This window comes from uncultured Nitratireductor sp., from assembly GCF_913053745.1.
Taxonomy (GTDB): Bacteria; Pseudomonadota; Alphaproteobacteria; order Rhizobiales; family Rhizobiaceae; genus Nitratireductor.
Genome location: NZ_CAJXGF010000024.1, coordinates 25,785 through 37,476, shown reverse-complemented (window position 1 = coordinate 37,476; position 11,692 = coordinate 25,785). Strand labels below are relative to the sequence as shown.

10 protein-coding genes are annotated in these 11,692 nt (G+C 59.0%); 9 read left to right on the top strand and 1 reads right to left on the bottom strand.

The genetic code is table 11. The features are described from left to right. Positions 1–271 precede the first annotated feature (271 nt). From QZ638_RS06195 to QZ638_RS06165, 7 genes are all read left to right on the top strand, one after another. On the top strand, positions 272–1,252 hold the full coding sequence (locus QZ638_RS06195; RefSeq protein ID WP_295808113.1) for a TAXI family TRAP transporter solute-binding subunit: 981 nt from the start codon (positions 272–274) through the stop codon (positions 1,250–1,252). A gap of 93 nt (positions 1,253–1,345) precedes the next feature. Then, positions 1,346–4,039: a TRAP transporter permease gene (locus QZ638_RS06190; RefSeq protein ID WP_295808111.1), complete on the top strand. Its 2,694-nt coding sequence runs from the start codon at positions 1,346–1,348 to the stop codon at positions 4,037–4,039. A 12-nt stretch (positions 4,040–4,051) separates the two neighbouring features. Next, the gene (locus tag QZ638_RS06185) at positions 4,052–4,477 is read left to right on the top strand and encodes a universal stress protein (protein ID WP_295808109.1); all 426 of its coding nucleotides are present in this window, start codon (positions 4,052–4,054) and stop codon (positions 4,475–4,477) included. A 234-nt stretch (positions 4,478–4,711) separates the two neighbouring features. After that, positions 4,712–4,975 carry an acyl carrier protein gene (locus QZ638_RS06180; protein ID WP_295808107.1) on the top strand — a complete coding sequence of 88 codons (264 nt, stop codon included), beginning with the start codon at positions 4,712–4,714 and terminating at the stop codon, positions 4,973–4,975. Next, the gene (locus QZ638_RS06175) at positions 4,972–6,297 is read left to right on the top strand and encodes a class I adenylate-forming enzyme family protein (protein WP_295808105.1); all 1,326 of its coding nucleotides are present in this window, start codon (positions 4,972–4,974) and stop codon (positions 6,295–6,297) included. The genes QZ638_RS06180 and QZ638_RS06175 overlap by 4 nt, the downstream gene beginning before the upstream one ends. A gap of 10 nt (positions 6,298–6,307) precedes the next feature. Next, a complete protein-coding gene (locus QZ638_RS06170; RefSeq protein WP_295808103.1) occupies positions 6,308–7,030 on the top strand; it encodes an SDR family NAD(P)-dependent oxidoreductase in 723 nt (240 codons plus the stop codon). Positions 7,031–7,232: 202 nt separating this feature from the next. Then, positions 7,233–7,667 carry a hypothetical protein gene (locus tag QZ638_RS06165; protein ID WP_295808101.1) on the top strand — a complete coding sequence of 145 codons (435 nt, stop codon included), beginning with the start codon at positions 7,233–7,235 and terminating at the stop codon, positions 7,665–7,667. On the opposite strand, the gene QZ638_RS06160 is transcribed toward QZ638_RS06165, so the two are convergent. After that, complete coding sequence (locus QZ638_RS06160; RefSeq protein WP_295808099.1) at positions 7,647–8,978, bottom strand: hypothetical protein; 1,332 nt, start codon at positions 8,976–8,978, stop codon at positions 7,647–7,649. The two genes, QZ638_RS06165 and QZ638_RS06160, sit on opposite strands and share 21 nt — an antisense overlap. Positions 8,979–9,534: 556 nt before the next feature. Between QZ638_RS06160 and pseB the strand changes: the two genes are divergently transcribed. Further along, positions 9,535–10,536: a UDP-N-acetylglucosamine 4,6-dehydratase (inverting) gene (pseB, locus tag QZ638_RS06155; protein WP_295808097.1), complete on the top strand. Its 1,002-nt coding sequence runs from the start codon at positions 9,535–9,537 to the stop codon at positions 10,534–10,536. Beyond that, positions 10,533–11,690, top strand: coding sequence for a UDP-4-amino-4,6-dideoxy-N-acetyl-beta-L-altrosamine transaminase (pseC, locus tag QZ638_RS06150; protein ID WP_295808095.1), 1,158 nt, complete (start codon positions 10,533–10,535; stop codon positions 11,688–11,690). The genes pseB and pseC overlap by 4 nt, the downstream gene beginning before the upstream one ends. Positions 11,691–11,692 lie beyond the last annotated feature (2 nt).

Here is an 11,692-nt window from a genome sequence, read left to right as displayed (position 1 = left end):
GAGAAAATAATCGGTAGAAAAAACAGAAGTTTGTGTTCTGCTTTCTCGCAATGTTGACACAGCTTTCCGTTGCAGCTTTTTGCAAATTGCGCGCCCGGGCCATTGACTCGGGGCGGGGGGCGTTTAACGCTTCGCGTCGGGTCTTTTCGGACCGCGCTTTGACGGGCATCTCGCACGCAATGCCCGGCTGCGGTCGTCGGTTCGGACAGGCCGCAGCATCTTTCGACGTGCACGTATGCGCAAACGCGTAACATCAGTAGGGAGACGCATTATGAAATCTCATCGCATTCTCGGTTTTGGCCTTGCGGCCGCGATGCTCGGCTCGATGGCGACCGGGACGGCCAGCGCGCAGGAGCAGCGCTTCGTATCCGTCGGCACCGGCGGTGTAACGGGCGTATACTATCCGGTCGGTGGCGCGATCTGCCGCCTGATGAACCAGAACCGCCGCGAAACGGGTATTCGCTGTTCGGTCGAATCGACCGGCGGATCGGTCTTCAACGTGAATGCCATCAAGGGCGGGGACCTGGAATTCGGCGTCGTGCAGTCCGACGTTCAGTACAACGCCTCCAAGGGCGAGGCGAACTTCGCCGATGGCGGAGCGCATGAGAAGCTGCGTTCGGTCTTTTCGCTGCATGCCGAGCCGCTTACGGTGGTGGCACGCAAGGACGCCGGCGTTGCCGGTTTCGACGATCTGAAGGGCAAGCGTGTGAACATCGGCAATCCGGGTTCGGGCCAGCGCGCTCTGATGGATCTGCTGATCGCGGAGAAGGGCTGGTCCAACTCGGACTTCGCAGTTGCCGCCGAATTGGCACCTGCCGAACAGAGTTCGGCGCTCTGCGACAACAACATCGACGCGTTCGCCTACACGGTCGGTCACCCGGCCGGTGCGATCCAGGAAGCGACCACCACCTGCGACAGCGTGATCGTTCCGGTCGAAGGTGAGGCCGTGGACACACTCGTTTCGGAGAATCCCTACTATTTCAAGGCGACCATTCCGGGCGGCATGTACCGTGGCACCGACAACGACGTGAACACCTTCGGTGTCGGCGCGACCGTCGTCACCTCGGCGGACGTTCCCGACGACGTCGTGGCGGCTTTCGTGGATGCCGTCTTCAAGGACTTCGACGCCTTCAAGGCGCTGCATCCGGCGCTCGCCAACCTGACGCCCGAGAGCATGGTCAACCAGGGCAACTCCGCGCCGATGCATCCGGGCGCGGAAGCTTACTACAAGGAACAAGGCTGGCTGCAATAAGCCGCTGAACAAGGGCGCCCGCCATGGCGGGCGCCCTTTCTCTCCCAGGAACGAGTAACCCAAAAACAAATAACCAATGAGGGGTATGGGGTCATGGCGACGAACCCGGACAATGCGGGCAAAAGCTCTGCGCCATTGAGCGACGACGAACTCCAGGATCTGGTTTCGTCCTCGGATACAGGCGCGCGCGACCCGGCCGGCATGGCCGGCTATATCATCGCCGGTGTCGCGCTCTGCTGGTCGCTCTTCCAGCTCTACATCGCATCGCCCCTGCCTTTCACGCTGACGAGCCTGACAGGCCTGTCGCTGGTTCTGAACGACGCGCAATCGCGCGCTATCCATCTGGCATTCGGCCTGTTCCTGGCGTTCATGGCCTTTCCGCCGCTGGCATCGAGCCCCCGCAACCGCATTCCTCTGAACGACTGGGTGCTGGCAATCGTGGCGGCTTCGTGCGCGCTTTATATCTTTGTCTTTTACCGGGATCTTGCCCAGCGCCCCGGCCTGCCTATCACGCAGGATCTGGTGGTTGCCGGCATCGGCATGGTGCTGCTTCTGGAGGCGACGCGACGCGCGCTCGGTCCGCCACTGGCCATCGTCGCCATCGTCTTTCTGCTTTACGTCTTCTTCGGCGCATCGACCTATGTGCCCGACATCATCCGCTGGGGCGGTGCATCCTTCAGCCGTGCCATGGACCAGATGTGGCTTTCGCCGAACGGCGTGTTCGGCGTGGCGCTCGGCGTTTCCTCGGCGTTCGTGTTCCTGTTCGTTCTGTTCGGCTCGATGCTGGACCGGGCGGGTGCGGGCAATTTCTTCATCAAGCTCGCCTTCGCGCTGCTTGGCCATCTGCGCGGCGGACCGGCCAAGGCGGCGGTGCTGGCTTCCATGATGACCGGCCTGATTTCGGGCTCTTCCATTGCCAATGTGGTGACAACGGGCACGTTCACCATTCCGCTCATGAAGCGCGTGGGCTTTTCGCCGGAAAAAGCGGGTTCGGTCGAGGTGGCGAGTTCCGTCAACGGTCAGATCATGCCGCCCGTCATGGGCGCGGCCGCTTTTCTCATGGTGGAATATGTCGGCATTTCCTACCTGCAGGTGATCAAGCATGCTTTTCTGCCGGCAGTGGTTTCCTACATCGCGCTGCTTTACCTGGTGCATCTGGAGGCGGTGAAAAAGGATATGCCTGTGCTTCAAAAGCGCCAGTCGCACCCCGCGACGGTCGCGCTCATGCGCTCGGGCATCGTCATCGCGTCGATCGTGATTCTGGTGGGCGCGATCTACTACGCCATCAACTTCATCAAGTTCATGCTGCCGAACCTGTCGGCGCCGGTGCTGATGGTGGCGCTCTTGATCGCCTATCTGGCGCTCATCTGGTACGCGGCCAAATCGCCCGATCTCGAAATGGACGACCCCAACGCGCCGGTTGTGGAACTGCCGCTGCCGGGCGAGGTGATCCGGACCGGACTGCATTATCTTTTGCCGCTGTTCGTGCTCGTCTGGTCGCTTATGGTGGAACGTAAATCGCCCGGCCTGTCGGCCTTCTATGCCGTGCTTCTGCTTATCGTCATCATCCTCACGCAGAAGCCTCTGAAGGCGCTTTTCAGAGGATTGCAGAGCGCCGATCAGCGCGCGGCCTTCAAGGAAGGCTTCAACGATCTGATCGTCGGCCTCATTCTGGGTGCGCGCAACATGATCGGCATCGCCTGCGCAACGGCCGCCGCCGGCATCATCGTCGGCACGGTGACGCTCACGGGCATCGGCCAGGTGATGGCGGAGTTCGTCGAGTTCCTTTCGGGCGGCAATATCTTCCTGATCCTCGTCTTCACGGCGCTGATCAGGCTGGTGCTGGGCATGGGGCTGCCGACCACGGCGAACTACATCGTCGTTTCCTCGCTCATGGCACCCGTGATCGTGGAACTGGGTGCGGCCAACGGCGTGCTGATCCCGCTCATCGCGGCGCATATGTTCGTTTTTTACTTCGGCATCATGGCGGATGTGACGCCGCCGGTGGGGCTGGCGTCCTTCGCGGCGGCGGCCGTGTCAGGCGGCGACCCGATCAAGACCGGCTTCACGGCGTTCTTTTATTCGCTGCGCACGGTGCTTCTGCCCTTTATCTTCGTGTTCAACACGGACCTGCTGCTGATCGATGTCGGTTGGATGGGCGCCATCTGGGTGACCATTCAGGCGACGGTGGCGATGCTGATCTTCGCGGCGGCCACGCAGGGCTTTTTCATGGCGCGCAACAAATTGTGGGAGTCGGCGGCGTTGCTGCTCGTCACCTTCATGCTGCTGAGGCCGGGCTTCTTCCTCGATCTGGTGCAGCCGCCCTACATCGCCACCGAGCCAGCGCAGATTTTCGAGGCGGTGGCCGAGGAGCCGGACGATGCGGAAGTTCGTTTCTCCATCCGCGGCCCGAACTTCGACAATCCCGACCAGATGGAGGAGCGCACCATGGCGTTCAATCTCGGAGAAGCCGGGGAGGCGGGTGCAGCCCGCTTCGAAGCGGCGACGGGACTGGTGGCGCAGATCGACGGCGAGCGGGTGATCCTCGAAGAGCCTTTCGACATGAACAGCCTTGCCGGCAAGACTCTTTCGAGCCTGGACTTCTACGCCGACGAACCCGTGCAGATCACGTCAGTGGAGGTGAGCAATGAGGGGCGGATGCCGCGCGAGGTGTTCTACATTCCGGCCGCTCTTCTGCTGGCGCTCGTCATGTTCCTGCAGCGCCGCCGCGGAGGGACGCTGACCGGCAATCCGCAGGCGGGCACGCCGCGTCCGGCCGAAGCCTGAGAGGTATAATCCATGTACAAGGACATTCTCGTTTCGATCGATCTGGGCCATGCCGAAGACGAGGTGCGCACGCTGCAAACGGCCGTCGATTATGCGCGCACCTTCGGCAGCCGGCTGCATGTGATGACCGTGGTGCCGGATTACGGCATGTCCATTGTCGGGGGGTTTTTCCCGAAGGGCCATGAGCAGGAAGCGATCGAGCACACCAACGAAACGCTGCACGCATTCACGAAAAAGCATGTGCCGGCCGAGATCAAGCACCGGCACATTGTCGGTCACGGTTCGATCTACCGTGAAATCCTACGTTATTCCAAGGAGGTCAAGGCCGATCTGATCGTGCTTACGGCGGCGCGGCCGAGCCCGGAGGACTACCTGATCGGTCCCAATGCCGCGCGCGTGGTGCGGCATGCCTCCATCTCGGTGCTGGTGGTGCGTTAGCAGCGCCGTTTCGACAGCGCCGAGCGTTCATCCGCCCGGAGAGCGAAGATCGATCCTGCACCGAGCGGGCATGGTCTTGACCGTGCGCGCGCCCGCGACCCTTCTTGCGTCTGACAATTTAATGGGTTGTCCTGAATAATCCCGTAAGTGTAACAGGAGGGGCACCAGGCTTCATGGCCTGGCGGCACCAAAACATTCGCGGGCTTGCGGGGCGAAAAAGGAAAGGAAAACGCGGTGACGGAAAGCTTGGAGCCCGAAATTCGGCGAGCATTCAAAGAAGTTTGGCAAAGCGAGAACGAAAGCGACGCGCCGGAACTGCAGCCGGATACGGTTTTGCTGGATACCGGCCTGGACAGTCTGGGTTTTGCCATCTTCGTCAGTCAGCTTGAAGATGAATTGGGCTTTGACCCGTTCACGCTGTCCACCGACGCCTACTATCCGCAGACCTTTGCGGAGTTTGTGGCATTTTACGAGAAGTTCCGGTCGCACGCCGCATGAGCACAAACCTCCACCAGAGACTGTCCGGCATCCCTGACGAACATGTGCTGGTGATCGCACCGAACGGCCGGCTATCCGTCGCAGAGGTCCTGCAGTCCGGACCTGCGGCAGACATACCGTCCGATGCGCGCGTGCTCGTGAGCATAGACGATGTGCGCGAACTGACGCGTGTTCTGGTCGCACTCGATGGCGCGGTGGCGGGAATCCTTCTGGTATCGACCGCGCAGCCGCCCGAAGTCGTCGAGGAACTGGCGAAGGTCGCCGATTGTACGATCATCGTTTCCGATCGTGACGACCTGGCGTCAGCGCGAAACGTCGTTCAGGCAATAGGGCCCACGCGACCGCGCGACCGGACGACGGGCTGGATAATGACGACTTCGGGGACCACGGGAATTCCGAAACTGGTTCCTCACACGCTCGACAGTCTCGCGCGCTCCGTGCGCACCGAGAAAGTTCAGCCGGTCCCCGTCTGGGGGATGGTCTACGAAATGACACGCTTCGCCGGTTTGCAAGTCGCGTTGCAATCGCTTCTCAGCGGCGGCACCCTTTGTGTGCCAGAAAGAGACCGGGACGTGTCCGAACAGGTCAGGTTCCTCGTCGAATCGGGATGCACACATCTGTCCGCGACGCCGACATTGTGGAGGCGCTTACTGATGGCACCGGAGAGCAATAAGCTCACGCTCAAGCAAGTGACGCTGGGCGGGGAGATTGCCGACCAAGCCGTTCTCAATGCGCTGGCGGCCCGTTTTCCGCACGCACGATTGACTCATATCTACGCGTCGACCGAAGCCGGTGTCGGCTTTGCCGTGAAGGATGGAAAAGCGGGGTTTCCCTTGTCCCTGGCCGAAGAGCAATCCGAGGGTGTGGGCATCCGCATACGCGACAACACATTGTGGTTGCGCCCGCCCGGCGGATATCGGCCCCGCTATCTGAGCGGACAGGATATCGAGATCGACGCCAATGGTTACATCAACACCGGCGACAGGCTCGAGATCGCGGGGGATCGGGCTCACTTTCTGGGACGCGACAGCAGTGTCGTGAATGTCGGCGGTGTCAAGGTCTATCCCGAGCGGGTGGAACGGGTGATTGGAGACGTCGAGGGCGTCGGTCTGGTTGCCGTTACAGCGAAGAAAAGCCCGATCACAGGCGCATTGCTGATCGCAAGCGTTGTCCCTGCCTCGCAGGATTTGGACACGGCAGAACTGAAACAGCGCATTATGGCGAGATGCAGAAATACGCTCGAACGAGAGGCGACGCCGGCTCGGATCGTATTCACGCAGACATTGCAGACAAATGCGGCAGGCAAGATTAGCCGGAATTGAAGGTGAACGGATGAAGAATGTGATCGTGACAGGCGTGTCGCGCGGTCTGGGACTGGCGATCTCCGAGCGCCTGGCATCCATTCCCGATTACCGTTTGATCGGGTTGAGCCGAACAATCGGCGATGGGTATCAAACCTTGATGGACAAGCATCCCGAACGCGCGGTTCATATCGCGTTCGATGCGGCCGATATCGATGCGATTCCGGGACTGGTGCGACAGATCACGAAGGAGCATGGCCCGATCTACGGTCTGGTGAACAACGCTGCGATGGGGATGGATGGCGTGCTTGCGACCTTGCACGCGAGCGATATTTCGAAGGTTCTGCGCGTGAACCTGGAAAGCCCCATGACTTTGACCAAATACGTCTCGCGTTCGATGATGGCGAAACGCCGGGGGCGGATCGTGAATATTTCGTCGATCATTGCCTCGACCGGATTTCACGCGCTGTCGGCCTACGCCGCGTCCAAGGCGGGGCTGGAAGGGTTCACCCGCTCGCTCTCGCGCGAGTTGGGCAAGATGGGCATTACGGTGAATTGCGTGGCGCCCGGCTATATGGAAACGGCCATGACCGAGGGCATCGGAGACGATCATATGCGTTCCATTCGTCGTCGTGCGCCGTTGGGTCTTCCCACGCCGGACAATGCGGCGGGGGCGGTGATCTATCTGCTCGGAGACGATGCGGCGCGGACCTCGGGCACGATCATTACCGTTGATGGCGGTTCGACCGCGTGACGGAAGGCGAAACACCCGAACACGCTGCCATGAAGAGCGTTCTCACAGACCGGGCCCGTATATGAGCAAGTTCAGACTGGAACCTTTCAACACCGAGAATGCGGCCCTGGTGCTTAATATCCGCAATGCGGAGAATGTCAGGGCCAATTCTTTCAATTCCGAGCCAGTTTCTCCGGAGGAACACCGCGCGTTTCTGGAGAGGTTGGCCAACACACCGGGCAAAGGATATTTCGTCGTCTACTACGACGACATTCTGGCGGGAACGTTCAACATTTCTGTCGATGGAGACAGTGCGTATTGGGGCTGCGCACTGCATCCTGACGCGCGCAACATTCCGGGGCTGTTTATCGGTCTGGTCCTGCTTTCCGGGCGGATAGCTTTTGAGAATATGGCGTTGCAGTCGATCAGAAGCGAAGTGTTGGATCACAACACCGCTCCCATAAAGGTCAACAGCTACCTGAAGATACCCGTGACTGGCAAAGAACCGCTGGAGGGTGCCGACCGAGAGCAGGGATATGCGATCCAATATCGTCTGGATCTCGAAGCCTGGCCGGATGTCAAGAAGAGAGCCGAGCGCCTGATGTCCAAAACGATGTTTTCGGCGGCGCTTTCCTGTTCAACCAGACTGGATGCCTGACGCCTCTCGGGTTGGCTGCCGACCCAAAAAGCCGCCAATGCCCATGACGAAAGATGCTTGCACATCGTGAAGCTCTTTCTCGACGGTGGGATCATACATTGAAAATCTGGCGCGCCATGCATCGGAATAAAACGCGTTAAGTGTCTGTGGCGCCTTCAGGTTTTCCTCGGTGTATATCGGAACGATCTTGTCTTCGGCGTAGCCGTAATAATCATACGGGATCGTATCTCCCTCCGCGAAATACAGGAGCGGGACACCCCGATGAAGCGCCTCTATCACGACGCCGCTATTGGATACGATGCCGATATGAGGTCTTAGCGTTGCCGCGGATCGGCGATCGAGGATTTCGCACTTGCCTTCTCCCGCGCTCAGCAACCTGTTCAGGTCGGTCTTGCAGCGCGGATGTCTTCTCAGGGATATCCGTTTAACCCAGGCTTGCTGTGCGAGCGTCGCGACCAGTCGTGTCAGCGCGTCGACCGACGGGAAATTGCTCAGGTAAACGCAGATATGATCGGGTTCCGGCCCAACGCGCGGCATCCGGAAATTGTCGGAGAATGAAGGCAACATCAAAATCGCGTCGCGATCGGGAAACGGGACGCCCCTTTTTTGAGCCGCACGCCGATAAGCCTGTAGTGAACACTCGTTGTGCAAAACCGACAGGTCGCAGACGAGCGGCGGGAAGTCATCCGTGACCTGGCCATGCTGAAGATAGGCGGTTTTGAGCCCCTGGCCCCTGGCAATATTCAGAAGGGCCACCGTTGCTGGGGAATGATCATTGGCAACCAGAACATGCTTTCTGGGCGCGGCGGCAAGGGCACGTCGCATGAGAAGGTCCGCGGCAGCCGAAAGTGCGAGGAAAACGCAGGTCAGAGGCGCACGATCACGATAGGGTTTGAGCTCTCGCGCATAGGCGAGGATCGTGGGAAGCGACAAGGCGCTGCGCAGATATTGATGGATGGGCATCTTGCGGTCATTGACTGCCTCGGTAAGGCCATAGGCCGCATTGATGAGCAGATTTGCTCTTTCGAGGGCGGCGGTGTTGTTCGCGGTCAATGAGAACTGGAATGTTATCCGGTCGTCGCCGGGCAGCGATCTTCTACCGTGAAAGAAAATGGAGGCGACGATAAGAGCCATTCGCCCGATTGCGAATTGCATCAGAAACCGTGTCAGAACAAAGCCCCCCGCATAGATCGGGCGTTTTGCCGTGAGAGACCGCTGCATGGTGTTGAGCGAGGGGCGCGCATAGAAATCCGCAATCGTCGAAAGCGTCGCGCGCAGTTCCACCAATTGTCGCTCAAGGACTTCATTCATCGGATGCATCCCCGCTCCAACCGGTCCAGGTGCCCAAGGACAAACCACCTGCAGACATTATCAGCTCGCCATGTGCCTTTATCAGCTCGCCATGTACCTTTCCGCAGTGCCTGTTTGGTGCCCATGTCAAGATGAACGTCTGCGAGGGCGGGTCGAGAGCCGATCGGGAAGCACACGAAACGACCTCACCTTCGGAAATCTCGGAGGCTGGGCAGGATTCCCAAGGAACGGACGGCTTGGAGCGAAATCATCCAGAGACATTATGACAGGACGCCCTTGCTATATGCAAGTTCGGTCGGCTGCGCAAACCGCAGGCCGAGACGCAAACCGGATGCCGTGCATAAACCGAGGCCACCTGGAAACTCATCTGAATTGTGGCAGATTTCGCCATGTGTCTCGAACGTGGAGTCTGTTCCGATCTCATCGCAAAGGTTTGAAATTAATCGATATTATTTTTGATTCCGGCACTGAAATCCATGGCTTTATTTGAGTTGCGCCGTGGAGGCGAACCGGCTAGGCATGAGCCGATTAAATTCTGATGCTGCAGGCGAGGGCGATGTTCGACAATAAATCCATATTGATAACCGGCGGCACTGGCAGCTTTGGAAAGAAATATGCTTCAACGATCCTGAAGCGGTATTCCCCCCGGCGGTTGATCATCTATTCCCGCGACGAGCTGAAACAGTTCGATATGTCGCAGGATTTCAATCAGAGCTGTATGCGCTATATGATCGGCGACGTTCGGGACAAAGAGCGGTTGGTCCAGGCGTGCCAGGATGTGGATTTCATCATCCATGCAGCAGCGCTTAAACAGGTGCCGGCCGCAGAGTACAATCCACTCGAATGCATCAACACCAATATTCGCGGCGCCGAAAACGTTATTCACGCGGCGCTCGAGAACAATGTTGAAAAGGTCATAGCGCTTTCGACGGACAAGGCGGCCAATCCGATCAACCTCTACGGTGCAACGAAACTGGCGTCGGACAAACTTTTCGTCGCTGCCAACAATATGGTTGGAAAGAAGCGAACCCGGTTTGCCGTGGTGCGTTACGGAAACGTCGTCGGGTCGCGCGGATCCGTGGTTCCCTTCTTCGAGAAACTGGTCGGGGAGGGTGTCGATAAACTCCCGATAACCGATCCGCAGATGACCCGGTTCTGGATTTCGCTACAGCAGGGCGTCGATTTCGTGCTGAAGAATTTCTCACGCATGCACGGTGGAGAGATTTTCGTTCCCAAGATTCCGTCCGTGAGAATCCCCGATCTCGCCAAGGCGATCGCGCCCGATCTGCCTCAGCATGTGGTTGGAATACGTCCGGGGGAAAAGTTGCATGAAATCATGTGTCCCAGCGACGACAGCCATCTCACCGTCGAGTTCGAGGATCACTATGTGCTGCAACCGACCATACGGTTCTATGGCATCGACACCTCGTTTCTGGAAAACAAACTCGGTGAGACCGGCGCGCCGGTCGAGCGGGGCTTTGAATACAATTCCGGCTCGAACCCGCATTTCCTGAGCGTAGATGAAATCCGGGACTTCAACATCGAAGCGATGAAATGATCCCGTATGGCCGCCAGCACATAACGGACCGCGATGTCGATGCCGTGGTCGAGGTCTTGCGTAGCCCGTTTCTGACGCAGGGACCGGCTGTGCCTCTGTTCGAGGCGGAATTGACGGCCTACACCGGGGCTGCACATGCGGTCGCGGCCAATTCCGCCACATCGGCACTTCATATTGCATATCGGGCGCTTGGATTGGGCGAGGGCGATAGCCTCTGGACGAGCCCAAACACCTTTGTCGCGACCGCGAACGCCGCACTTTATTGCGGCGCCAAGGTCGACTTCGTCGATATCGATCCGCTCAGCTATAACATGTCGGTCGAAGCGTTGGCCGAAAAGCTGAGCCGGGCGGAAAAAAACGGCTCATTGCCCAAGATCGTGTCGGTGGTTCATTTCGCCGGACAGTCCTGCGACATGGCGGGCATCGCCGAACTCGCGGACAAGTACGGATTTTACGTTGTAGAGGATGCGTCCCACGCGATCGGCGCAACCTATGGCAACGTTCCTGTTGGGCGTTGCGCATATTCCAGCATCTGCGTCTTTTCCTTCCATCCGGTGAAGATCATAACAACGGCGGAAGGCGGAGCCGCGACGACCAACGATCCGGATCTGGCGGAAAAGATGCGATTGTTGCGCTCTCACGGCGTCACGCGAGAGCGCGCGCTGATGCGCGATAAGCCGGACGATCAATGGTATTACGAGCAAGTCGATCTGGGTTTCAATTACCGGATGACGGATATTCAAGCGGCGCTCGGGGTGAGCCAGATGGCGCGCCTCGACGAATATGTCGCCAAGCGCCACGATATTCTCAGATTGTATTCCGAGACGTTGAAGGGGTTGCCGCTGATCCTGCCACATCAGCCGGACGGCCAGAGATCGGCGTTGCACCTTTATCCTGTTCAGATCGCGGAAGGAGCGACGCGTGGACGACGCGAGGTGTTCGACCTGTTGCGCGCGGACGGGGTCGGCGTGAATGTGCACTACATCCCGGTGCATACACAGCCCTATTATCGGGACTTTGGTTTCAAAGTCGGCGATTACCCGGAAGCGGAGGCTTATTACAGCCGTGCCATCTCCCTGCCCATGTTCCCGCAATTGACCGACGAGGATATCGCGGTCGTGACCGGGGCGCTTGAGAAACATCTGGCGTCGTAACG

Excerpts from the sequence above, each read along its gene's own strand:
- QZ638_RS06185 (WP_295808109.1), top strand. The coding sequence starts at position 4,052 with ATGTACAAGGACATTCTCGTTTCGATCGATCTGGGCCATGCCGAAGAC.
- QZ638_RS06170 (WP_295808103.1), top strand. The coding sequence starts at position 6,308 with ATGAAGAATGTGATCGTGACAGGCGTGTCGCGCGGTCTGGGACTGGCG.
- QZ638_RS06190 (WP_295808111.1), top strand. The coding sequence starts at position 1,346 with ATGGCGACGAACCCGGACAATGCGGGCAAAAGCTCTGCGCCATTGAGC.
- pseC (WP_295808095.1), top strand. The coding sequence starts at position 10,533 with ATGATCCCGTATGGCCGCCAGCACATAACGGACCGCGATGTCGATGCC.
- pseB (WP_295808097.1), top strand. The coding sequence starts at position 9,535 with ATGTTCGACAATAAATCCATATTGATAACCGGCGGCACTGGCAGCTTT.
- QZ638_RS06175 (WP_295808105.1), top strand. The coding sequence starts at position 4,972 with ATGAGCACAAACCTCCACCAGAGACTGTCCGGCATCCCTGACGAACAT.
- QZ638_RS06195 (WP_295808113.1), top strand. The coding sequence starts at position 272 with ATGAAATCTCATCGCATTCTCGGTTTTGGCCTTGCGGCCGCGATGCTC.
- QZ638_RS06160 (WP_295808099.1), bottom strand. The coding sequence starts at position 8,978 with ATGAATGAAGTCCTTGAGCGACAATTGGTGGAACTGCGCGCGACGCTT.